Source organism: Micromonospora sp. NPDC005173 (assembly GCF_040608515.1).
Classification (GTDB): Bacteria; Actinomycetota; Actinomycetes; order Mycobacteriales; family Micromonosporaceae; genus Micromonospora.
Genome location: NZ_JBEXIK010000001.1, coordinates 549,300 through 570,379, shown reverse-complemented (window position 1 = coordinate 570,379; position 21,080 = coordinate 549,300). Strand labels below are relative to the sequence as shown.

Genomic DNA, 21,080 nt, shown 5'->3' with positions numbered 1-21,080 from the left:
CCGGTGCCCGGTGCCCGGTGCCCGGTGCCCGGTGCCCGGTGGCCGGTGCCCGGTGGCCGGTGCCCGGTGGCCGGTGGCCGGTGGCCGGTGGCCGGTGGCCGTGCGGGCGTACCGGCGCGGGGTGCAGGATGGCGGGATGGGACGGGCGACTGACCGACGGGGCGTACTCCGGATCGACCTGGACGCGGTGGCCGACGGGCGCGGGTCCGTCCGCCGGCCGGACAGCCTGGCCGTGGAGGAGCCGCTGGAGATCCGGGTCGGCGCGGCCGGTCCCGGCCGGCGACGGCCGCTCGCGGTCACCATGCGCACGCCCGGGGACGACCTGGACCTGGCCATCGGGTTCCTGCTGACCGAAGGGCTGATCCGGTCGACCGACGACGTGCTCACCGCGCAGCTCTGCGCCGGAGCGGAGACGCCGAACACGTACAACGTGGTGGACGTGGTGCTCGCCCCCGGGGTGCCGGAACCGACCACCGACCCGTCCCGCAACTTCTACACGACCAGCTCCTGTGGGGTCTGCGGTAAGGCCAGCATCGACGCCGTCCGCACCCGCTCACTGTTCCCGGTCGCGGCCGATCCGCTCACCGTGCCGGCCGCCCTCCTCGCCGAACTGCCCGACCAGTTGCGCGCTGCCCAGCGCGGCTTCGACCGGACCGGCGGGCTGCACGCGGCGGGGCTGTTCACCGCCGCCGGAGAGCTGGTGGTGCTTCGAGAGGACGTGGGCCGGCACAACGCCGTGGACAAGGTGATCGGCTGGGCGGTGCGGGAACGCCGGCTGCCGCTGGCCGGGCACCTGCTGCTGGTCTCCGGCCGGGCCAGCTTCGAGCTGACCCAGAAGGCGTGGATGGCGGGGCTGCCGCTGCTGGCCGCGGTCTCCGCCCCGAGCACCCTCGCGGCGGAACTGGCCGACGAGGCCGGGATGACACTGGTCGGGTTCCTGCGCGGCCGGACCATGAACGTCTACGCCGGCGCGCACCGGATCACGGTGGAGCAGCCGGCCTGACGCGGGCGGATCGTCAGCGGTTGAGCAGGTCGAACAGCTCCAGCCGGGCTGCGGCGTCGCGGGCGATCAGGAACCCGACGATGCCGAGGAGCCAGCCCAGCGCGCTGCCCGCCTTCGTGATGATCCAGGCGTTCAGCCGGGCCAGCACCGGCTCGACCAACGCCGGGCGGGCCACCCTGGCGAGCAGCAACAGCACCGCCGGCAACACCATGACCAGGCAGTATCCGGCGAGCAGGGCCACCACGGTCGCCGTGCCGACCCCCGAGGTGGCCAACAGGCCCACCGCGCCGAGGTACGGGAGCATGGTCGCCACCTCGGCCAGCGCGGCGAGCAGCGCGAGCCCGGCCAACCAGCGAGCGGAGGAGTCCCCCGCGGTGGCCCGGTCCCGCCAGCGCAGCACGCCGCCGGTACGCGGGCGTCGTTTGCCGTCGTAGCGGAAGCTGAGCGCGAGAAGCGCCACGCCCAGGACGAGTTGCGCCCAGAGCACGCCGCGGTTGTCCGTGGCCCCGCCCAGCACGTCCGCCAACCTGCTGCCACCCCACACGAGCAGCAGCCCGACCGCGAGGTAGAAGGCGGCGATCGTCCCGAGATAGGTCAGGATCCGCCGGACGCTGACCGGCCCGGGCGCGAGCAGCAACCAGACCGGGATGAAGAGGGTGCCGATGCTGGTGCTGTCCACCAACGCCAGCCCGGCCAGCGACAGCAGCAACGCGACGGTCATGTCGTACCGGTACGGAGTTCGGACACGAGATCATTGTCCGGTGGTGGCTGCTCCGCCGAGTCGGCCGTGGACAGGAGAGACGCGTACATCGTTCGGCGGACGCGTCAGGCAAGTTCAAGGATGCTCCACGTGGCCGGCAGTACCTTCGCCGCCTCCTTGGGCTGCGCGGTCGCGTAGTGCGCCCGGTAGGTGAGCGCCGCACGGGCGGCGTGGCCGAGCGAGATGTCGCCGTCGATGACGCGGGCCAGCGTGCCCGTGGCTCGGACGTCGTCGGCGTCGAGCGGCAGCAGGCGGACCACCGGGGCGGTCATCAGCAGGGCCAGCAGCGCGGCGCCGACCTCGTCGGCAGTGCCCGCGTACGCGGCCGCCAGGCAGGCGGCGGGGACGGCCACCTGCCGTCCCTCGTCGGCGACCTCCGCCATCAACTCACCCACCGAAACGTTGCCCTCGGCGTAGGCGGTCAACGCGGACGCGTCCAACACAGCCGCGATCCGATCACTCATCCGGCGTCACCCAGCATCCGCCGCCCCTCAGCCAGGGCGTCCGCCGGGATGGGCGTCGCCAGCCGCCCCCGCCATCGCGCCTTGCCCGCCTCGGTGACCTCGATACCGGCTCGCCGCAGCACCTCGTCGAGGTGCGCGCCGGCCATCTGGGCCCGGACCGCCGCGGTGATCGCGGCCGAGACGTTGGGCTGCCGGTCGAGCCAGTCGGCGACATCGTCGGGGAGACTGACGGAACGTTTCGCGGTCATGTCAACAAGCCTAGCGAAACTGGTAGCACCGGCGGTGCTACCGGCTGGGGTGGGCGCTGGGCGTTGCCGGTCAGCGGCGGCCACGTCGGCCCCGCTTGTGGGGACGGACCACGCCGGGCAGGCCGACGGACGGCCAGCCGTCCAGCTCCGATGGGGGCACGCCGCGTCGGAGCAGGTCGTCCAGGAGCAGGGCCAGCGAGTAGTCGGGGTGCAGGCTCAACGCACGCTCCAGCGCGACCGCGGCCAGTGCCCCCTGCCCCGCCCGCCAGGCGGCGAACGCCAGCAGCGCGCCAGGCGCGGCGGTCAACTCCGGCTCCGCCCGGCGGAGCACGTCGGTCCAGAGGGCGATGTCCCGGTCCCGACCGTCGGTGCGTTCCCAGGCGTGGTCGCGGATCGGCGGGTGGGTCAGCAGCAGCCTCAGCCAGGCCACCTCGTCGTCGTCGAGCCGCTCGCCGCGCCGCTGCCGGCGCTGCGCCTCGCGGACCGCCGCCACCCCGGCGGAGCGCAGCGCCCGGCCGCCGAGCAGGTCGCTCGCAGGCGCCTGCTCGGCCAGCTCGGTCAGTCGCCGCTCGGCCCGGACGGTGGCCGCGCGCAGCGCGGCCCGAGCCGGGCCGTCCACCGGCGACACCTGTGCCGCGAGGGCGGCCCGGTCGGGGAGCGCGACCTGGCCGGCGAAGACCGCCGAGGCGGTCACCGGGTTGGCCGCCGGGTCGTAGCGCCGGCCCTCGGGCGGGCAGCAGTCGGCCTCGGCGCAGAGGTAGGACCACCAGCGACCATCGGTCACCCGCAGCGCGTCGAGCACGTCCAACCCGGCGCCGGTCAGGGCGGCGCGCACCGCGTCCACGCTCGGCGTCACCCGGTCGGGCGGCCCGTAGCCGACCACGGTCGCCGCCTCCGCGCCCTGCCGGTGGATCACCCCGGCCAGGTGCTGGGCTCGCTCGACCGGGTTGGCCGACGGATCGGGCAGGTCGGCGCGGGCGGCGAAGATGATCTGCCGTCCACGCAGCGCCACCGCGACCACGCTGTCGGCGGGGTGGAAGCCGAGCAGGTACGGCACGGCGGCGAGCAGGTCGGCGGGTGAGCGGACGGCGAGCCGGGGGCGTTCTGTCGAGGTCATGCCGGGAGCCTGCGACGCGGTGGTACGGCTTCGCCGCCCCTGTGGACGACACGCGAGTTATCCACAGTCACTCACCGTGTTGTCCCTGCTCACCACGTACCAAGACGTACTCGGAAGCGACCTGTGGCGCCGGGAACCGAGCCGATGTGTTCGGGCGGCACCGTTGTGTCGTGGGGAGCGGTTACCGTGCGCTGATGGACCTGGCGTACCTGCGCGCGCACCCGGCACACCTGCCGACGTTCCTGACCCACCAGCGGATCCGGGAGACGCCGGTCGCCGGTGGGGACATCTGCGCCGCCGCCCGGCTCACCCTGGACGACGGTCACTCGGTCTTCGCCAAGTCCTGGCCGGAGCGGGCCGGCCGGCCGGCACCGGAGGGCTTCTTCGACGCCGAGGCGGCCGGGTTGCGCTGGCTGCGGGAGACGGGCACGGTCGCCGTACCTGAGGTGATCGTGGCGTTGCCCGACCTGCTCGCGCTCGACTGGGTGGAGCCCGGCGAGCCGACGCCGGAGGCGGCCGAGCGCTTCGGCCGGGAGTTGGCCGGCCTGCACCGGGCCGGCGCACCAACCTTCGGTGCGACCTGGCCCGGTTTCATCGGGGCTCTCCCGCAGGACAACACCCCCGACGACGGCCCCTGGTCGACGTGGTTCGCCGAACGACGACTCGTCCCCTACCTGCGGCAATCGGTCGACGACGGCGCACTGAGCAGCGCTGACGCCGAGCTGGTCGAGCAGGTGATCGGTCGGGTCGGCGAGTTTGGCGGGGACGAGCCACCGGCCCGCATCCACGGCGACCTGTGGCCGGGCAACGTGCTGTGGGGCCACGACCGGGCCTGGTTGGTCGACCCGGCGGCGCACGGCGGCCACCGGGAGACCGACCTCGCCCAGCTGGCGCTCTTCGGCGGCCTCCCGCACCTGGACCGGGTGCTGGCCGCCTATCGGGAGAGCTGGCCGTTGACCGAGGGCTGGCGGGCACGAGTGCCGCTGCATCAGCTGCACCTGCTGCTCGTGCACACCGCGCTCTTCGGCGGCGGTTACCGGGACGCGGTCATCCAGAACGCCCGTGCCGCCCTCGGCCGGCCCGAGCGCGCTACGGTCGACAGGTGAGCGTCGCCCCGCGGACCGACGGCGTCCTCGTCGACCGGTACGGCCGCGTCGCCCGGGACCTGCGCGTGTCCCTCACCGACAAGTGCAATCTGCGCTGCACCTACTGCATGCCGGCCGAGGGTCTGCCCTGGCTGGCGGGCCCTGAGCTGCTCACCGACGAGGAGATCGTCCGTCTGGTCCGGGTGGCGGTCGAGCGGCTCGACGTGACCGAGGTGCGGTTCACCGGCGGCGAGCCGCTGATCCGGCCCGGGCTGCTCGACATCGTGGCCGCGGTCGCCGCGCTGGAGCCGCGCCCGCGGATCTCGCTCACCACCAACGGCATCGGCCTGGATCGGCTCGCCCCGGCGCTGCGCACTGCCGGCCTCGATCGGGTCAACGTCTCGCTGGACACTCTGGACCCGGCCCGGTTCACCCAGCTCACCCGCCGTCCCCGGTTGGACGCGGTGCTCGCCGGGCTGGCCGGGGCCGCAGCTGCCGGGCTCGCCCCCGTGAAGATCAATTCTGTGCTGATGCGCGGCGTCAACGACGGCGACGCACCGGCTCTGCTCCGCTTCGCCTTGGACCACGGCTACCAACTGCGGATCATCGAGCAGATGCCACTGGACGCCCAGCACGGTTGGGACCGCAACTCGATGGTCACCGCCGAGGAGATCCTGACGTCCCTGCGTACCCGCTTCGACCTCAGCCCTGACCCGGCCGAACGCGGCGCGGCACCGGCGGAGACCTGGCTGGTCAACGGTGGCCCGGCCCGGGTCGGGGTGATCGCCAGCGTCACCCGACCCTTCTGCGGCGACTGCGACCGCACCCGGCTGACCGCCGACGGCCAGGTCCGCGCCTGCCTCTTCGCCACCGAGGAGTCCGACCTGCGTGCCGCCCTGCGCGGCGGCGCGGACGACGACGAGCTGGCGCGACGCTGGCGCACCGCCATGTGGGGCAAGCGCGCCGGGCACGGCATCGACGACCCCACCTTCCTCCAGCCGACCCGCCCGATGTCGGCGATCGGCGGCTGACTCGTGGACCCGACGCCGCTGACCATCCGCTATTTCGCGGGCGCGCGCGCCGCCGCCGGCCGCGCCGAGGAGGTCACCCCCGCCGGCCGGTCACTCGACGACCTCACCGTCGAGCTGGCCCAGCGGCACGGCGACCAACTCGCCGCCGTACTGCGGGTGGCGAGTTTCCTCGTGGACGGTGTGACCTGTCATGATCGTCAGGCACCCCTGCCGGGCGGGGCCACGATCGATGTCCTGCCCCCGTTCGCGGGCGGCTGATGGAGACGCACAGATAATGGCGGTTGTGGGTTTCGTAGCCGTCCTGGCGCTGATCACCGGTCTCATCCATCTCTACCTGTGGAAGCGGCTGGTTCGGGACACCACCACGCCGGGCCGCTGGCGGCGGATCGGCGGGATAGCCGCCCTGGTCCTGGCGCTACTCGTGCCGATCACCCTCGCCGGGACCCAGGCCGGGCTCTACTGGCTGGCCTGGCCGGGCTACCTCTGGCTCGCGCTGATGTTCTACCTGCTGGTCCTGCTCGTCGTGCTCGAAGTGCCGATGCTGGTCACCCGGCTGGTGCTGCGCCGCCGGGTGATCGCCGCCGAGCCGACCACCGCCGCGCCCGAGCCGGTCCTGGTCGGGGCCGCCGGGCCGACCGAGCCGCCGGCCGTCGGCGCCGTCGCGGCACCGGACCACGACCCGGCCCGCCGGCTGCTGCTGGCCCGCGGGGCCGCCATCTTCGCCGGCCTCACCGCCACCGGCCTCACGGGGTACGGAGTACGCACCGCACTCGGCCCGCCCCAGCTGGACCGGGTGCGGATCCCGCTCGCAAAGCTCCCGCGCAGCATGGACGGCCTGCGCATCGCGACCGTCTCCGACATCCACCTCGGCCCGCTGCGCGGCCGGGCGCACACCGAGCGGATCGTCGCCGCGATCAACCGGCTCGACGCCGACCTGGTGGCGGTCGTCGGTGACCTGGTCGACGGGTCGGTCGCCGAGTTGGGCTCGGCCGCCGCGCCGCTTCGCGACCTGCGCTCCCGCTACGGCAGCTTCTTCGTCACCGGCAACCACGAGTACTACTCGGGGGTGGAGGAGTGGGTCCAGGAGGTGGACCGGCTCGGCCTGCGGGTGCTGCAGAACAAGCGGCAGGAGATCCAGGCCCGGGGCGGCGTGCTCGATCTGGCCGGCGTGAACGACCTGTCCGGCACGGGCACCGGCCTCGCCGCCGGGCCGGACTTCGCCGCCGCGCTCGGTGACCGTGACACGAGCCGGCCGGTGATCCTGCTCGCGCACCAGCCGTTGGCGGCGGTGGAGGCGGCAACGTACGGCGTCGACCTGCAACTGTCCGGGCACACCCACGGCGGGCAGATGGTGCCGTTCAACCTGGCCGTCCGACTCGAACAGCCGGTGGTCAGCGGGCTGGGCGAGGTCGACGGCACCAAGGTCTACGTGACCAACGGCGCCGGTTTCTGGGGTCCGCCGGTCCGGGTCGGGGCCGAACCACAGATCACCCTGGTCGAGCTGCGCTCGGCATAGCGGACGTCACGTCCGCGCGTGGCGGCAGGCGGCCGGCGCAGCGGGCGTGACAGGATGCGGCGTGCCCCCGTTCAGCGCCGTACCCCCCGGTGGCCTACCGCCATTCGTCGCGGACCTGCACATCCACTCGAAGTACTCGCGCGCGTGCAGCCGCGACCTCACCCTGCCGAACCTCGCCTGGTGGGCCCGGCGTAAGGGCATCGCCCTGCTCGGCACCGGAGACTTCACCCACCCCGCCTGGTACGACCACCTGCGGGAGACACTGCGCCCGGCCGAACCGGGGCTCTACCGGCTCGACCCGGAGGCGGAACGGGACATCGCCCGCCGACTGCCGCCTCGACTCGCCAGCACGGCGGAGGCGAACCCGGTCCGGTTCATGCTGAGCGTGGAGATCTCCACCATCTACAAGCGGGACGACCGGACCCGCAAGGTGCATCACCTGATCTACCTGCCCGACCTGGATGCGGTGGCCCGGTTCAACGCCGCGCTCGGCCGGATCGGCAACCTCGGCTCCGACGGTCGGCCGATCCTCGGCCTGGACTCCCGGGACCTGCTGGAGATCACCCTCGAGGCGAGCCCGGACGGCTACCTGGTCCCGGCGCACATCTGGACGCCCTGGTTCTCCGCGCTGGGCTCGAAGTCCGGCTTCGACGCGATCGCCGACTGCTACGCCGACCTGGCCGAGCACATCTTCGCCGTGGAGACCGGCCTCTCCTCCGACCCGGCGATGAACTGGCGGGTCGGCAGCCTCGACCGCTACCAGTTGGTCTCCAACTCGGACGCGCACTCCCCGCCGGCCCTGGGCCGCGAGGCGACCCTGCTGACCGCCGAGCGGGATTACTTCGCCGTCCGGGAGGCGCTGCGGACCGGCGACGGTCTGGCCGGCACCATCGAGTTCTTCCCGGAGGAGGGCAAGTACCACGCGGACGGGCACCGGCTGTGCGGGGTCACCTGGTCCCCCGAGCGGACCAGGGCCGCCGGCGGACGCTGCCCCGAGTGCGGCAAGCCGCTCACCGTGGGCGTCCTCAGCCGGGTCGAGGAGTTGGCCGACCGCGCGGAGGGGCACCGGCCGGCGCACGCTCGGGAGGTCACCCACCTGGTGCAGTTGGCCGAGATCCTCGGCGAGATCAACAAGGTGGGCGCCCGGTCGAAGAAGGTCGAGGGACGGCTCAACGAGTTACTCGCCGCACTCGGCCCCGAGCTGGAGATCCTGACCACGACACCGTTGACCGACATCGCGCAGGCCGGCGGTGAGCTGCTCGCGGAGGGCATCGGGCGGCTGCGGCGCGGCGACGTGCGCCGGGTGCCGGGCTACGACGGCGAGTACGGAGTGATCACCCTCTTCGACCCGGCGGAGCTGAGTGTCCGGGCCGACACAGCCCAGGAGACGCTGTTCGACGTACCGGTGCCGGCGCAGCGGCGACCCGCGGAGCCGGCGGCGAAGGTGAAGCGCCCTGCGGCGACGAAGGCGGAGTCGAAGCGCAAGACCGCCCCAGCACCCGCCCCGCCGATCGCGCCACCGCCGTCACCGCACGAGCCGTTCGAGCCGATGCTCGCGGGCATGGAGGAGGTCGGCACCGGCCTGCTGGACCGGCTGGACGCGATGCAGCGGGTGGCCGCCTCCGCGCCCGGCGGCCCGCTGCTCATCGTGGCCGGCCCAGGCACCGGCAAGACCCGGACGCTGACCCACCGGATCGCGTACCTCTGCGCGGAGCTGAACGTCTTTCCCGAGCACTGCCTGGCCATCACCTTCACCCGCCGGGCCGCCGAGGAGCTGCGGCACCGCCTCGACGGTCTGCTCGGCCCGGTCGCCGAGGACGTCACCGTGGGCACCTTCCACGCGCTGGGGCTGACCATCCTGCGCGAGAACGCCGACGCGGCGGGCCTGCCGGCGGCCTTCCGGATCGCCGACGACGCCGAGCGGGCGGCGGCCCGGTCGGAGGCCGGCGACGACCCCGCCAGCTACATCGCACTGCTGCGCAAGCAGGACCTGGTCGACCTGGACGAGCTGGTCAGCCTGCCGGTGGAGCTGCTGCGGGCCGACCGGGAGCTGGTCGGGCGGTACCGGGACCGCTGGCGGTGGATCTTCGTCGACGAGTACCAGGACGTTGACGCCGTGCAGTACGAGCTGCTGCGGCTGCTCAGCCCCGCCGACGGCAACCTCTGCGCGATCGGCGACCCGGACCAGGCCATCTACTCGTTCCGGGGCGCCGACGTCGGCTACTTCCTGCGCTTCTCCCAGGACTTCACCGACGCCCGGTTGGTCCGGCTCAACCGCAACTACCGCTCGTCGGCACCGATCCTGGCCGCTGCGGTGCAGGCCATCGCGCCGTCCTCGCTGGTCCGTGGCCGACGGCTGGACCCGGCCCGGCTCGACCCGGAGGCGCCACTGGTCGGCCGCTACCCCGCGGCGTCCGTCGCCGAGGAGGCCGACTTCGTGGTCCGTACCGTCGACGATCTGGTCGGCGGGCTGTCCCACCGGTCGCTGGACTCGGGTCGGATCGACGGTCGGTCCACCTCCCTGTCGTTCTCCGACATCGCCGTGCTGTACCGCACCGACGCGCAGGCCGCGCCGATCGTGGACGCGCTGACCCGGGCCAACATTCCGGTACAGAAGCGCTCACACGACCGGCTGCGGGACCGGCCCGGGGTGGCGGCCATCGCACGCGAGCTGCGGCACGCCGACGGATTGGCGGGCTCGTTGGCCGCCCGGGTCCGGCTGGCCGGCCAGGTCGTGGCGGAGCGGTTCGCCGTGCCCACCCTGGACGGCGCCGTCGCGGGCCGTCCCGAGGACGTCCGCTCCGCGGTGGACCTGCTGACCCCGCTGGCCCGACGCTGCGGCGACGACCTGGAGACGTTCCTGTCGCAGCTGGCCACCGGCGCGGAGGTCGACGCGCTCGACCCGCGCGCGGAGGCGGTCACGCTGCTCACCCTGCACGCCGCGAAGGGCCTGGAGTTCCCGGTGGTCTTCCTGGTCGGCGCCGAGGACGGGCTGCTGCCGCTGCGCTGGCCGGGCTCGACGCCCGACGAGGACGCGGTGGCCGAGGAGCGGCGGCTCTTCTTCGTCGGCCTGACCCGGGCCCAGGACCGCCTGTACGTCAGTCACGCCGCCCGCCGCACCCGGCACGGCGCGGAACGCGACTGCGCTCCGTCACCGTTCCTCGGCGTCATCGACCCCGGCTTGTTCGAGCGGTTCGGCGAGACCGAGCCGCGCCGCCCCAAGGACCGCCAGCTCCGCCTCATCTGACAATTCCGCTCCCCTTTCCCGACTGCCAGCGACAACCGGCCGGGTAGGAACGGAGCGATGAGCGTGATACCTCAGACCCATATTTATACCTCTGAGGTATCGCGCTTCTTCATGCGAGCGCCGGCAACGGCGTCAGCCACAGTGAGATCGGCGGGCCGGGCTGCGCGCGGGCCAGCGGCGAGCCGGCGCAGGCTGGCTGGACCCGTCAGCGGTCGGTCGGCGGGTCAGCCGAGGAGGACTGCGAGCCAGGCGCCCGCGAGCAGGGCTGGCCCGAGTGGCAGCAGGGTGTCCCGGCGCACCCGCCGGGCGGCGAGCAGGCCGAGCACCAGGCCGCCGTGTAGTAGGTGTGGCAGGAGCAGGCCGGCCAGCAGTGCGTCTCGGCCGAGCCAGCCGAGCGGCAGGCCGAGGACGGCGGCGAGCTTCACGTCTCCGAAGCCCAACCGTGAGCCGGGCAGCAGGGCGAGCAGCAGGTGCGCCGCGCCTGCGGCCGCCGCACCAGCCAGCGCGCCGAGCAGCCGGCCGGGGGTGCCGGCGAGCAGCGCCGTGCCGGTCAGGCCGCCGAGGGCCAGCACTCCGGCGGCGAGGACCAGCGGATCGGGCAGCCGCAGGCAGGCCAGGTCGATCCCGGCCAGCACCAGCCCCACGGCCGCCACCGCGAGGAAGACCGGTAGCGCCAGGTCGTCACCCCGTGCCACGGCGAGCCCTGCGAACACCGCGGCCGCCACCACCGGGCTGAGCCACGCCCACCCGCCGGGCCGCGGCTCCGGACCCGACCTCGTCAGCTCCGGCGGGGTGGTGAAGCGCCGGGCCAGCGAGGGTACGGCGAGGCCAACCAGCGCGCCGACCAGCGCGACCGGCACCGGCGCTGCGGCCGACATGGGCCGGACGTTACCGGCGGTCGCCCACCCGCACCGCCCCCGATCGCGGTGCCGCGCCCAACCGGCGGGGACGTTCGGTGGTCACCACCAGGGCCACCCCGGCGACGATGACCGCACCGCCGAGCAGCACCTGCGGAGTGATCGGCTCGGCCACCAGTAGCGCGCCGAGCGCCACCGCGACCGCCGGGTTGACGTAGGCGTACGTCGAGACCAGCGAGAGGGGCGCGTTGTGCAGCAGCCAGACGTACGCGGTGAAGGCCACCAGCGAGCCGGCCACCATGAGGTAGGCCAGCGCAAGCCAGGACCGGGTGCTGACCTCTGCCGGGTGGAAGTCGCGCAGCTCGCCCCGGCCGGCGGCGACCACGGCCAGCACCAGCGCGCCAGCGATCATCTCGTACACCGTGGCGACGAACGGGTCGGCGGGCATCCGGATCCGTCCGGACAGGAACGACCCGACCGACCAGGAGGTGGCCCCCGCGACCACGGTCAACGCCCCGACCAGCGGCACCGCGTCCGCGCTTCCGGCGGGCAGCACCAGCAGGACCAGACCGACGAAGCCCAGGGTGACCCCGGCGAACGTCCAGATCGGGGGGCGGTCCCCGGTGGCGGAGCGCAGCAGCACCACCAGCAGCGGCACGGTAGCCACCAGCAGTGCGGCGATCCCGGACGGTAACGCCACTCCCGGCGGCCCGGACTCGGCGAGCACCACCAGGCCGTTGCCACCGGCGAGCAGGAGCACTCCGACCAGCGCGGCGGAGCCTAGTTGCCGGCGGTCTACCCGCAGCGCGCCCGGTCCTCGGCGCAGTCGCAGCACAGCCGCCAGCACCAGGCCGGCGGCGGCGAACCGCAGCGCGGCCGACGTCAGCGGGGGCAGCGACTCCACGGCGATCCGGATGCCGAGATAGGTGGAACCCCAGAGTAGGTAGACCACGATCAACGCGGTCCAGATCAGGGTCGGTGCGGCGTCGGTGCGACGGCCGGCCAGGCCGGCGGCACTCGGTGGAGATGAGGTCATCGGTGGACCACGCTACGGTGACCTCGGAGTCGGCGTCTTGCTTTGGTGGCCGGCCTCACCACTCGTGCAGGAGGGCGGCATGACGAACTACGGGCCACCGGGTGGCGGCGTCCCGGGACCGTGGCGTGGGCAACGACCCGACGAGACATCGGGGCGGCCCGTTCAGCAGCCCTACCCGCCTGCACAGCAGCCGTACCCGCCGGTGCCCGAGACCTACCCGCCGTCGGTTCAGGCCTACCCTCCGGGAGTCCAGGGACGGCCCGGGTCATATGGCGACGGGTCCTACGGTGGTGCACCGGTGGGGCCGTACGGCGGTGGTCCTGGCAGCTCCTACGGTGGTGGGTCCTACCGGCCGACGCAGGCGGCCCCGGCGTACAGCGGGGAGCCGTACCGGCCCGACGGCCCGTACGGCGGAGATCCCTCGCAGACCCCGGGCAGGCGCGGTCGAGGTCCGCTGATCGCGGTGCTGGCCATCGTGCTGCTGCTGGTGGTGGCCGGCGGCGGTGCGTTCTGGTTCCTCAGCGGACCGGACGATCCGGCCCCGTCGACCGCACCGACCGGCTCGGCCGTCGCCGCGGGGCCCAGCGCGGACGCCACCGCACCGGCCGAGCCGGCACCGAGCGCCGCAGCGCCGGAGTCGTCGGCCGACCCGCGGTTCGTCAAGGTCGGCCAGTGCGTCCGTAACGATGGTGCGGCCGGTGGCAAGCCCAAGCTGCTGATCAGCGGCTGCGCTCCGAAGTCGTACGAGGTGCTGCACCGGATCGACGGCGCGACCAATGGTGAGCCGGACGCCGAGGCCAAGTGCGCCAAGGTCGAGGGCTACACCAACTGGTACTTCTTCGACAGCGAGCTGGACACCCTCGACTTCGTCCTCTGCCTGAAGCAGCGCTGAGACCACCCACCCCTGGGGATGACATGACGACCTACGGACCATCGGGTTCCGAGCAGCCGGACGACCCGTACCAACGCCCGGCGACCGGCCCCGACGGCTCGCCACCGATTGACCCGACCCGGCCGCAGTGGGGTCCGCCACCGGCCGGCGCGGAGCCGCCAACCGCGCCCATGTGGGGTCCGCCGCCGGCCTCGGGCCCGGGTTACCCGCCGCCCGCCGGTCCGGGCTGGGCGCCACCGCCCAGCTCCGGCGCCGGATACCCGCCGCCACCCGGGCCGTTCCCGCCGGCCGGGCCGACACCGGGCCAGCCGGCGGCGCCGTGGGGCCAGCCGGCACCCGGTGGGTACGGAATGCCGCCCGCCGCGCCAGCGAAGAAGACCGGCGGGAAGGTCGCCCTGATCATCGCGCTGGTGGTGCTGCTCCTGCTCTGCCCGTGCCTCGGCCTAGTCGGTTGGGCGGTCTGGAAGGCCGCCGACGCCGACAGCAATGCCTCGCCCGCACCGTCGGCGAGCGCGCGGGCCGTACCGCCGGCCCTGCCCAGCGACGCGCCGACGCCGGCAGCGCCGAGCCCAAGCGAGGTGGAGTTCGCCAAGGGCGACTGCGTGGTCAACGAAGGCACCGAGGACGACGCGGAGCTGCGCAAGGTGCCGTGCGGGCCGAACACCTACCAGGTGCTGCTGCGGATTCCGGCGACGAGCGACGGCGACCGGTGCGAGACGCTCGCGCCGCAGGCCACCGCGAACTACGTGCACGACAACTCGGTCGACCTGTTCGACTACGTGCTCTGTCTGAAGAAGCGGTAGCCGGTAGCCAAAACTAGGGCTGTCTAGCGTGGACGCTAGACAGTCCTAGTTTCTTGTCGACGACCTCGACACGCCGGTAGCCCCATCTATCCATGTCTAGCCTCGCCGCTAGATGGCCCGATACTGTGCGATGCGTGGATCCGGTCCGCAACCCGTACGCACCGGGCGCCGGCCAGCGCCCGCCCGAACTCGCCGGGCGGGGGCGGGAGCTGGACGTCTTCGACATCGTGCTGGAGCGCATCGCCCGGGGCCGCCCCGAACGCAGCCTCATGCTCACCGGGCTGCGCGGCGTCGGCAAGACCGTCCTGCTCAACACCCTCCGGTCGCAGGCGATCAACCGACTGTGGGGCAGCGGCAAGATCGAGGCACGGCCGGACCAGTCGCTGCGTCGCCCGGTTGCCGCCGCGCTGCACATGGCGGTCCGGGAGCTCGCCCCCCGACACCGCGCGCCCGACCGGATCGACGCCTTCCTCGGGGTCCTCAAGGCGTTCGCCCAGCGGTCCGCCCCGACCGGCCGTGCCGGTTCCGCCCCGAAGCTGCGCGACCGGTGGCAGCCCGGGATCGACGTGCCCGCGGCCAGCGGTCGAGCCGACTCCGGCGACATCGAGATCGACCTGGTCGAGCTGCTCACTGACGCCGCCGCCGTGGCCAGCGACGTGGGCACCGGCATCGCCGTCTTCATCGACGAGATGCAGGACCTCGGCCCGGAGGACGTGTCGGCGCTCTGCGCCGCCTGCCACGAGCTGTCCCAGCTCGGCGCGCCACTGATCGTCGTCGGCGCCGGCCTGCCGCACCTGCCCGCCGTGCTCAGTGCCGCGAAGTCGTACTCCGAGCGGCTGTTCCGCTACCAGCGCATCGACCGGCTCGACCGGATCGCCGCCGACCAGGCGCTCTGCGCGCCGGCCGAGCGCGAGGAGGTGGAGTACGAGCAGAAGGCGCTCGACCTGCTCTACGAGAAGTCCGGCGGCTACCCCTACTTCGTCCAGGCGTACGGGAAGGCGACCTGGGACCATGCTCCGCGCTCGCCGATCACGGCGGCCGACGTCCGGGTCGCCGCACCGGAGGCGGAAGCTGAGCTGGGGGTCGGCTTCTTCGGCTCCCGGTTCGAGCGGGCCACCCCCGCCGAGCGTGAGTACATGCGGGCGATGGCCACGCTGTCTCTGGTGGAGGGCGAGTCCGGGGGCGTGGTCCGCGACGACATGGACGCCGCGGTACCCACCGCCGAGATCGCCCGGGCCCTCGGCCGCAAGCCGGCCAGCCTCTCCCCGGCTCGGGACGCGCTGATCAAGAAGGGGCTGATCTATTCCGGTGAGCGGGGCACGGTGGCCTTCACCGTCCCGCACTTCGGCCGGTACCTGCGCACCCAGCCGGTCTGACCCGGCCCCCTGGGAATCGCGAGGCCGGCGCCGTCAGACCTGCGACCAGGGCGCCGGAAAGATCACCTCGCCGCGCGGTGGTGGCCCCTCCTCGCTGGTGGACGGCGGCAACACGAGCGCCTGCCAGGGCTCACCCAGACCGGCCCACGGGCTGGTCAGCCCCAGCTCGCTGGCCGCGACGAAGCCGAACCGGCGGTAGAAGGCCGGGTCACCGAGGACCACGACCAGGCGCTCGCCCAGCTCGGTGGCAGCGTCGAGAGCGGCCTGCACCACCGCCGTGCCGTGCCCGACCCGCTGTCGGTGCGGCGCGACGGCCACCGGGCCGAGCGCCAGGGCTGGGGCGTCGGCGCCCCGATCCGGTCGGACCCGCACCCGGCTGAGCAGGGCGTACCCGACCACCTCGCCGCCGTACTCGGCGACCATGGCCAGCTCCGGCAGCCAGGCCGCGGTGCCCCGCAGCTCGTCGACCAGGCCCACCTCGGGCGGGGTCGCCACGTCCGGCCGGGCGAACGCGGCAGCCAGCGCCCGACGCACCGGGCCGGCGTCGGCCGGATCCTCGGGTCGTAGCCGCAGCGTGGTCACCCGCGCGACGTTACCCGTCACGGCCGGTCCATCAGCGATGGTCGCTCGAATCGGCGTGGCGCATGTGCATGACCACCGATCCGGATCCGGCGGTTGCCGGGGTAGCAAAGGCCGCGACGGGGTATGACTGATCCATGACGCCCGTACGCTCTCTAGCCCGCGCCATGCTGAGCGGCATCTTCGTGGTCAGCGGGTACCGCAACTTCCGCAACCCGGAACGGCTGGCGGCGGCAGCCAAGCCGGTCACCGACAAGGTCACGCCGCTCCTGCAGAAGGCACACCCGAGCATCCCCACTGAGACCGAGACGCTGATCCGGCTCAACGCCTTGGTGCAGGTCAGCGCCGGCCTGATGCTGGCCACCGGGCGATTCAGCCGACCCGCCGCGCTGGTCCTCGCCGGCACGCTGGTGCCGGTGACCATCGCCGGGCATCCCTTCTGGAACAACGACGACCCGGTCGCCCGGAACAACAACCAGGTCCACGTCTTGAAGAACCTCGGCATCTTCGGCGGCCTTCTGCTCGCTGCGGCGGACACCGGCGGCAAGCCGGGTCTGCGTTGGCGGACCGGTCATCGCATCGGCCACTCTCGACGTTCTGTGCAACGCGCCGTCCGCACCGCCCGGCGGGACGCTCGGATCGCCGTCCGATCCGCCTCCACCGCTCGTCGGCTCCCCGGCTGACCTGCGTCGATACCCTCTCGCGCCATCCCCACCCCCCGCTAAGGCCGCGAATTACCTGAACCGCCCGGTAGGCGTTAACGCGGTGGAAATGTCAAAAACATGTGTGGGATCGGACACGGTCGCATAACGCGGGAGGCACTGACGTGAGGCGCCGTTCTAGGCTCCGTGCAGGACCTGGACGGGTAGGACGACCTTGGTATGGAGGTGGCCGCGCCATGCCGACGACCGTCGGTAGTCGGGCGGACCGCCTCGCCCCAGTCCGACGCGTGACGCGTGGGATCGATCGCAGGAATGTCGTACGGGGTGCCATCGTGGCCGCCGTCGCCTACGCCGCATGGCTCGCCATCGGTGCGTTCGGGCGGCCGTACAGCTTCTTCGACATGAAGATCTACCACGGTGCCGTCGTGTGGTGGGCGAGCGGTCACGAGCTCTACGAGTTCATCGCGCCCGGCACCACCCTCGGCTTCACCTACCCGCCGTTCGGCGGCCTGGTCATGCTGCCGATGGCACAGTTGCCGATCGGCGCGGCCGGGATGGTCAACGCCCTCGCCAGCATCGCCGCGTTGGCGCTGGTGCTGGCCGGGCTGCTCCGCCCCATCGTGGACCGGCTGGCCTGGCCACTGTGGTTCAGCGTGGCCTTGGCGGTGCCGCTGGCGATCGCCATCGAGCCGGGCCGGGAAACCCTCGGCTACGGCCAGGTCAACATCCTGCTGTTCGCGCTGATCATGGCCGACCTGATCGGGCTGCGTTGGCGCTCCCGCAGGGGCACCCACTACGCCGCGACCGACGGCCCCCTGCTGCGCTTCATCTATGGCGGCGCTTGGGCCGGCGCCGGCATCGGCCTGGCCACCGCGGTCAAGCTCACCCCGGCGCTGTTCATCGGCTACCTGTTGATCACCCGCCAGTGGCGGGTGGCGGCCACCGCGATCGGCACCACGATCGGCGTGACGGTAGGGACCTTCGCGATCGTCGGCGACGAGTCGCGGGCGTACTTCGGCAGCGTGCTCTGGCAGACCGAGCGGGTCGGCGCGGCGGACATGACGCCGAATCAGTCGCTCGCCGGCCTGCTTGCCCGGCTGTACGACTCGATCGAGACCCCCGGGCTGCTCTGGCTCTCCTTCTCGGTGCTGATCCTGGCGCTGGGCCTGTCCCGGGCGGCCAGCTCACGCGCCGACGGCGACGAGTTGACCGCGTTCACGCTGGTTGGTCTGACCGCCAATGTGATCAGCCCGATCTCCTGGACGCACCACCTGGTCTGGGTGATCCCAGCGATCATCGTGCTGGGCGACGCCGCGGTGCGCCGCCGAGAGGCGAGCCGGGGGTTGGCGCAGCGCACCGGCCCGGGCCTGACGTTCGGCGGGCTGCCGGGGCTCAACGGGCTCCGGCCGCCGATCTGGTACCCCACGCTGACCGGGCTCCGGCACGGCGTCGCCGCGATCGGGCTCTACCTGCTCTTCCTGATCTCCCCGATCTGGCCGTACGAGCACCAACTGCCGGAGATGTCGCACTACCAGGACGGTCTGTTCGGCGCGCTGATGGAGAACTCGCTCGCGCTCGCGCTGATCGTGCTGGTCGCAGCGCTGCCCTGGCGCCCTGGCGCCGAGCCGGCGTTCTACGGCGATCGGCTCGCCCGGCCCATGGCGGTCAACGGCCGCCGCTGAGCGGTCAGGGGCAGTTGACCCATTCCTCGGTGCCGTCGGCGAAGACCTGCCGCTTCCAGATCGGCAACCGCGCCTTGACCTCGTCCACGAGCCGGGCGCAGGCCGCGAAGGCCGCTGCGCGGTGCGCGGTGCTCACCGCGGCGACCAGCGCCACGTCACCGATCACCAGTGGACCGACCCGGTGCGAGACCGCCACGGCGTAGACGTCGGGCTCGGCCGCGATCTCGGCCGCCACCTCGCGCAGCACCTGTGCGGCGCTCGGGTGCCCTTCGTACTCCAGGCTCACCACCGGACGGCCGTGGTCGTGGTCGCGGACCACGCCCTGGAAGGAGACCACCGCGCCGGCCCGCCGGTCGGCAACCGCCGCCTCGTGCGTGGCCAGGTCGAGCGGCTGGTCGGTGACCTCACCGAAGGTGATGGCCGGCGCGGTCACGACGCACGCTCCCCGGGCAGCAACGGCAGTGGCACGATCGGCACCCGGTCGCCCGGCTCGCCGCTGGTGCCCGGCCGGATGACGGCGAACCCGTCGGCGCCGGCCAGCCCGCGCAGCATCGCCGAACCGACGTGCCGCACGGGGTACGCGGTGCCGGCGGCCCGGTCCAGCCGGACCAGTGCCAGGTGGGTGTGGTCGCCACGACCAGGCACCGCCTCGGCCAGCGTGACCTGCGGCAGCACCGGCATCGGGCGACCCTGGAGGCCGGCGAGCAGTGGGGCGACCAGCGACACCAGCGCGACGATGGCGGACTGTGGGTTGCCCGGCAGCCCGGCGACGAACCGGACCCGCCCGTCGTGGCCGGCAAGCCGGGCCAGCAACATCGGGAAACCGGGCCGCACCGCCACCGTGTTGACGACGTAGTCGGCGCCGAGCGCCTCCAGGGTCGGGTGCAGGTGGTCGACGGGACCGTTCATCGTGCCACCGGTGGTGCAGACCAGGTCGGCGTTGGCCAGCGCCGCGCGCAGGGCCGCCACGTGCGCGGGCAGCGTGTCGGCCACCGGGCCGACCACGTCGGACCCACGAACCTGGCAGCCGTACCGGCGCAGCCACGCGGGCACCGCCGGACCCAGCGCGTCCCGGACCCGGCCGGCGGCCGGCGGCCCCGCGGTGAGCAGCTCGTCGCCGAACACCAGCAGCGCGGCGCGCGGCGCCCGCCGGACCCGCAGCGTGTCGTGCCCGCAGGAAGCAGCCAGACCGATCACCGCCGGGTCGACCGGCGTGCCGGCCGGCAACAGATCCTCGCCGGCGTACGCCTCCTCGCCGGGCTGCCGCCACTCCGGCATTTCCCGGAGGGTGCCGCTGACCAGGCCGTCGGTAGTGGTGGACTCCTCGACGCGCAGCACGGCGGTGGCGCCGTCGGGCACCATCGCACCGGTGGCGATCTCGACTGTCGTGCCGTCCTCGGTGAGCGGCGCGGGCGTGTTGCCGGCCAGCACCCGGCCGACGACGCGCCACGGGCCGGCGCCGCGCACCGCCCAGCCGTCGACGCTGGAAGTGGGGAAGGCCGGCAGGTCGGTGCGGGTGGTCAACGGCTCGGCCAGGGTCAGCCCGTCGGCGTCGACCAGTGGCCGGGCGACGGCGGGAAGCGCGGCGGCCAGGCCGACCGCGTACACCCGGGACCGCGCTTCCTCCCACCCGGCCGGCGGGGGCGCGGCGACCCGGTCCGCTGTTGGTGCGGTTTCCGTGCTCACCGGCCGAGCCTATCGGGATGGACCGACACCCGCCGGGCCTGGCCGCGGACCGGTCAGTGGTCTCCGCCGCGAAGTTGGTCGACGGTGTGCCCGAGGATCGGCCCGAGCACGGCCAGCCCGTCCCGGGCGCCACCGGTCGAGCCGGGCAGGTTGACCACCAGCATGCGGCCGGCCACCCCGGCCAGACCGCGGGAAAGCACCGAGGTGGGCACCCGGTCGCGGCTGTACGCACGGATCGCCTCGGCGATGCCGGGAATCTCGTAATCCAGCAGTGCCCGGGTCACGTCCGGTGTCCGGTCCGATGGGGTGACCCCGGTGCCACCGCTGGTCAGCACCACATCGATGCCATCGGCGAGGGCGTCCTCCAGGGCCGTGCGGACCGGCTCACCGTCGGGCACCACCACCGGCTCGTCGACCTGGCAGCCCAGCTCGAGGAGACCGGCGACGAGCAGCGGGCCGCTCGTGTCGGCGTAGACGCCGGCCGCGGCCCGGTTGGACGCGACGATCACCCGCGCCCGGATCACGGCCGGTCCTCCGGTCGGACCCACTCGCCGGTCTTGCCGCCCTCCTTGCGCAGCACCCGGACCGCCTCCACCGAGGCCGCCGGGTCGACGGCCTTGACCATGTCGACCAGGGCGAGACCGGCGACCGCGACCGCGGTGAGCGCCTCCATCTCCACGCCGGTCCGGTCCGCCGTGCGGGCGGTGGCGGTGATCTCCACGGTGTCGGCGGTCAACTGCAGGTCGACGGTGACGCCGTGCAGGGCGATCGGGTGGCAGAGCGGGATCAGCTCCGGCGTGCGCTTGGCGCCCATGATCCCGGCCAGCCGGCCGACGGCCAGCGCGTCGCCCTTGGGCAACCCGTCGCGGTGCAGCAGGTCGACGACCTCGGGCGTGGTCCGCAGTCGGCCCGCCGCGACGGCCAGCCGGCCGGTCACCGCCTTGGCGGAGACGTCGACCATGCGGGCCGCGCCAGCGCGGTCGACGTGGCTGAGCTGCGCGGGTTCGGTCACGGTCGTGAGCCTATCGGTGCGGTA

The 21,080-nt window shown here is 73.4% G+C and carries 22 protein-coding genes; 11 read left to right on the top strand and 11 right to left on the bottom strand.

Going from position 1 to position 21,080, the window contains the following annotated elements:
- Positions 1 to 136 precede the first annotated feature (136 nt).
- A complete protein-coding gene (fdhD, locus tag ABZV00_RS02730; RefSeq protein ID WP_328421909.1) occupies positions 137 to 1,003 on the top strand; it encodes a formate dehydrogenase accessory sulfurtransferase FdhD in 867 nt (288 codons plus the stop codon).
- Positions 1,004 to 1,016: 13 nt separating this feature from the next.
- On the opposite strand, the gene ABZV00_RS02725 is transcribed toward fdhD, so the two are convergent.
- The 4 genes from ABZV00_RS02725 to ABZV00_RS02710 all read right to left on the bottom strand — a co-directional run bounded on the left by ABZV00_RS02725 (position 1,017) and on the right by ABZV00_RS02710 (position 3,592).
- A complete protein-coding gene (locus tag ABZV00_RS02725; RefSeq protein ID WP_328421911.1) occupies positions 1,017 to 1,724 on the bottom strand; it encodes a GAP family protein in 708 nt (235 codons plus the stop codon).
- Positions 1,725 to 1,828: 104 nt separating this feature from the next.
- The gene (locus ABZV00_RS02720) at positions 1,829 to 2,227 is read right to left on the bottom strand and encodes a hypothetical protein (protein ID WP_355601223.1); all 399 of its coding nucleotides are present in this window, start codon (positions 2,225 to 2,227) and stop codon (positions 1,829 to 1,831) included.
- The gene (locus ABZV00_RS02715; protein WP_328421915.1) at positions 2,224 to 2,475 is read right to left on the bottom strand and encodes a hypothetical protein; all 252 of its coding nucleotides are present in this window, start codon (positions 2,473 to 2,475) and stop codon (positions 2,224 to 2,226) included. Before ABZV00_RS02715 ends, ABZV00_RS02720 begins: the two co-directional genes overlap by 4 nt.
- 70 nt (positions 2,476 to 2,545) lie before the next feature.
- Positions 2,546 to 3,592, bottom strand: coding sequence for a DUF4192 domain-containing protein (locus ABZV00_RS02710; protein WP_355601220.1), 1,047 nt, complete (start codon positions 3,590 to 3,592; stop codon positions 2,546 to 2,548).
- Between the two features lie 194 nt (positions 3,593 to 3,786).
- On the opposite strand from ABZV00_RS02710, the gene ABZV00_RS02705 reads away from it, so the two are divergent.
- The 5 genes from ABZV00_RS02705 (at position 3,787) to ABZV00_RS02685 (ending at position 10,471) form a co-directional block, all read left to right on the top strand.
- Positions 3,787 to 4,698 carry a fructosamine kinase family protein gene (locus tag ABZV00_RS02705; RefSeq protein WP_355601218.1) on the top strand — a complete coding sequence of 304 codons (912 nt, stop codon included), beginning with the start codon at positions 3,787 to 3,789 and terminating at the stop codon, positions 4,696 to 4,698.
- Positions 4,695 to 5,708 (top strand): GTP 3',8-cyclase MoaA, encoded by a 1,014-nt coding sequence (moaA, locus tag ABZV00_RS02700; protein WP_355601216.1) that lies wholly within the window; start codon positions 4,695 to 4,697, stop codon positions 5,706 to 5,708. The genes ABZV00_RS02705 and moaA overlap by 4 nt, the downstream gene beginning before the upstream one ends.
- 3 nt (positions 5,709 to 5,711) lie before the next feature.
- On the top strand, positions 5,712 to 5,966 hold the full coding sequence (locus ABZV00_RS02695) for a MoaD/ThiS family protein (protein WP_355601214.1): 255 nt from the start codon (positions 5,712 to 5,714) through the stop codon (positions 5,964 to 5,966).
- A gap of 13 nt (positions 5,967 to 5,979) precedes the next feature.
- Positions 5,980 to 7,224: a metallophosphoesterase gene (locus tag ABZV00_RS02690; RefSeq protein ID WP_355601360.1), complete on the top strand. Its 1,245-nt coding sequence runs from the start codon at positions 5,980 to 5,982 to the stop codon at positions 7,222 to 7,224.
- A gap of 61 nt (positions 7,225 to 7,285) precedes the next feature.
- The gene (locus ABZV00_RS02685) at positions 7,286 to 10,471 is read left to right on the top strand and encodes a UvrD-helicase domain-containing protein (RefSeq protein WP_355601212.1); all 3,186 of its coding nucleotides are present in this window, start codon (positions 7,286 to 7,288) and stop codon (positions 10,469 to 10,471) included.
- A 224-nt stretch (positions 10,472 to 10,695) separates the two neighbouring features.
- On the opposite strand, the gene ABZV00_RS02680 is transcribed toward ABZV00_RS02685, so the two are convergent.
- Both ABZV00_RS02680 and ABZV00_RS02675 read right to left on the bottom strand, forming a co-directional pair.
- Positions 10,696 to 11,349 carry a prepilin peptidase gene (locus tag ABZV00_RS02680; protein WP_355601210.1) on the bottom strand — a complete coding sequence of 218 codons (654 nt, stop codon included), beginning with the start codon at positions 11,347 to 11,349 and terminating at the stop codon, positions 10,696 to 10,698.
- Positions 11,350 to 11,359: 10 nt separating this feature from the next.
- Positions 11,360 to 12,364, bottom strand: coding sequence for an EamA family transporter (locus tag ABZV00_RS02675; protein WP_355601208.1), 1,005 nt, complete (start codon positions 12,362 to 12,364; stop codon positions 11,360 to 11,362).
- Between the two features lie 298 nt (positions 12,365 to 12,662).
- Between ABZV00_RS02675 and ABZV00_RS02670 the strand changes: the two genes are divergently transcribed.
- From ABZV00_RS02670 to ABZV00_RS02660, 3 genes are all read left to right on the top strand, one after another.
- Complete coding sequence (locus ABZV00_RS02670) at positions 12,663 to 13,256, top strand: hypothetical protein (RefSeq protein WP_355601206.1); 594 nt, start codon at positions 12,663 to 12,665, stop codon at positions 13,254 to 13,256.
- A gap of 395 nt (positions 13,257 to 13,651) precedes the next feature.
- Complete coding sequence (locus ABZV00_RS02665; RefSeq protein ID WP_355601358.1) at positions 13,652 to 14,059, top strand: hypothetical protein; 408 nt, start codon at positions 13,652 to 13,654, stop codon at positions 14,057 to 14,059.
- A 134-nt stretch (positions 14,060 to 14,193) separates the two neighbouring features.
- The gene (locus ABZV00_RS02660; RefSeq protein WP_355601204.1) at positions 14,194 to 15,435 is read left to right on the top strand and encodes an ATP-binding protein; all 1,242 of its coding nucleotides are present in this window, start codon (positions 14,194 to 14,196) and stop codon (positions 15,433 to 15,435) included.
- Positions 15,436 to 15,468: 33 nt separating this feature from the next.
- Here ABZV00_RS02660 and ABZV00_RS02655 read toward each other — a convergent pair whose 3' ends face one another.
- Positions 15,469 to 16,017 carry an N-acetyltransferase gene (locus tag ABZV00_RS02655; RefSeq protein ID WP_355601202.1) on the bottom strand — a complete coding sequence of 183 codons (549 nt, stop codon included), beginning with the start codon at positions 16,015 to 16,017 and terminating at the stop codon, positions 15,469 to 15,471.
- A 134-nt stretch (positions 16,018 to 16,151) separates the two neighbouring features.
- Between ABZV00_RS02655 and ABZV00_RS02650 the strand changes: the two genes are divergently transcribed.
- Both ABZV00_RS02650 and ABZV00_RS02645 read left to right on the top strand, forming a co-directional pair.
- On the top strand, positions 16,152 to 16,697 hold the full coding sequence (locus ABZV00_RS02650; RefSeq protein ID WP_328421935.1) for a DoxX family protein: 546 nt from the start codon (positions 16,152 to 16,154) through the stop codon (positions 16,695 to 16,697).
- Positions 16,698 to 16,912: 215 nt separating this feature from the next.
- Positions 16,913 to 18,358, top strand: a complete 1,446-nt coding sequence (locus ABZV00_RS02645; protein WP_355601200.1) for a glycosyltransferase 87 family protein — start codon at positions 16,913 to 16,915, stop codon at positions 18,356 to 18,358.
- Positions 18,359 to 18,362: 4 nt separating this feature from the next.
- Here the strand turns inward: ABZV00_RS02645 and ABZV00_RS02640 are convergent, their stop codons facing one another.
- The 4 genes from ABZV00_RS02640 to moaC are packed head-to-tail and all read right to left on the bottom strand — an operon-like array spanning position 18,363 to position 21,056.
- Positions 18,363 to 18,791, bottom strand: a complete 429-nt coding sequence (locus ABZV00_RS02640) for a molybdenum cofactor biosynthesis protein MoaE (RefSeq protein ID WP_328421939.1) — start codon at positions 18,789 to 18,791, stop codon at positions 18,363 to 18,365.
- Positions 18,788 to 20,044, bottom strand: a complete 1,257-nt coding sequence (locus ABZV00_RS02635; RefSeq protein WP_355601198.1) for a molybdopterin molybdotransferase MoeA — start codon at positions 20,042 to 20,044, stop codon at positions 18,788 to 18,790. The genes ABZV00_RS02640 and ABZV00_RS02635 overlap by 4 nt, the downstream gene beginning before the upstream one ends.
- A 53-nt stretch (positions 20,045 to 20,097) precedes the next feature.
- Positions 20,098 to 20,568, bottom strand: coding sequence for a MogA/MoaB family molybdenum cofactor biosynthesis protein (locus ABZV00_RS02630; RefSeq protein WP_328421943.1), 471 nt, complete (start codon positions 20,566 to 20,568; stop codon positions 20,098 to 20,100).
- Positions 20,565 to 21,056: a cyclic pyranopterin monophosphate synthase MoaC gene (moaC, locus tag ABZV00_RS02625; protein WP_328421945.1), complete on the bottom strand. Its 492-nt coding sequence runs from the start codon at positions 21,054 to 21,056 to the stop codon at positions 20,565 to 20,567. The genes ABZV00_RS02630 and moaC overlap by 4 nt, the downstream gene beginning before the upstream one ends.
- Positions 21,057 to 21,080: the final 24 nt, after the last annotated feature.

Coding starts and splice junctions, on each gene's coding strand:
- fdhD (WP_328421909.1), top strand. CDS start 137: ATGGGACGGGCGACTGACCGACGGGGCGTACTCCGGATCGACCTGGAC.
- ABZV00_RS02725 (WP_328421911.1), bottom strand. CDS start 1,724: ATGACCGTCGCGTTGCTGCTGTCGCTGGCCGGGCTGGCGTTGGTGGAC.
- ABZV00_RS02720 (WP_355601223.1), bottom strand. CDS start 2,227: ATGAGTGATCGGATCGCGGCTGTGTTGGACGCGTCCGCGTTGACCGCC.
- ABZV00_RS02715 (WP_328421915.1), bottom strand. CDS start 2,475: ATGACCGCGAAACGTTCCGTCAGTCTCCCCGACGATGTCGCCGACTGG.
- ABZV00_RS02710 (WP_355601220.1), bottom strand. CDS start 3,592: ATGACCTCGACAGAACGCCCCCGGCTCGCCGTCCGCTCACCCGCCGAC.
- ABZV00_RS02705 (WP_355601218.1), top strand. CDS start 3,787: ATGGACCTGGCGTACCTGCGCGCGCACCCGGCACACCTGCCGACGTTC.
- ABZV00_RS02680 (WP_355601210.1), bottom strand. CDS start 11,349: ATGTCGGCCGCAGCGCCGGTGCCGGTCGCGCTGGTCGGCGCGCTGGTT.
- ABZV00_RS02675 (WP_355601208.1), bottom strand. CDS start 12,364: ATGACCTCATCTCCACCGAGTGCCGCCGGCCTGGCCGGCCGTCGCACC.
- ABZV00_RS02650 (WP_328421935.1), top strand. CDS start 16,152: ATGACGCCCGTACGCTCTCTAGCCCGCGCCATGCTGAGCGGCATCTTC.
- ABZV00_RS02645 (WP_355601200.1), top strand. CDS start 16,913: ATGCCGACGACCGTCGGTAGTCGGGCGGACCGCCTCGCCCCAGTCCGA.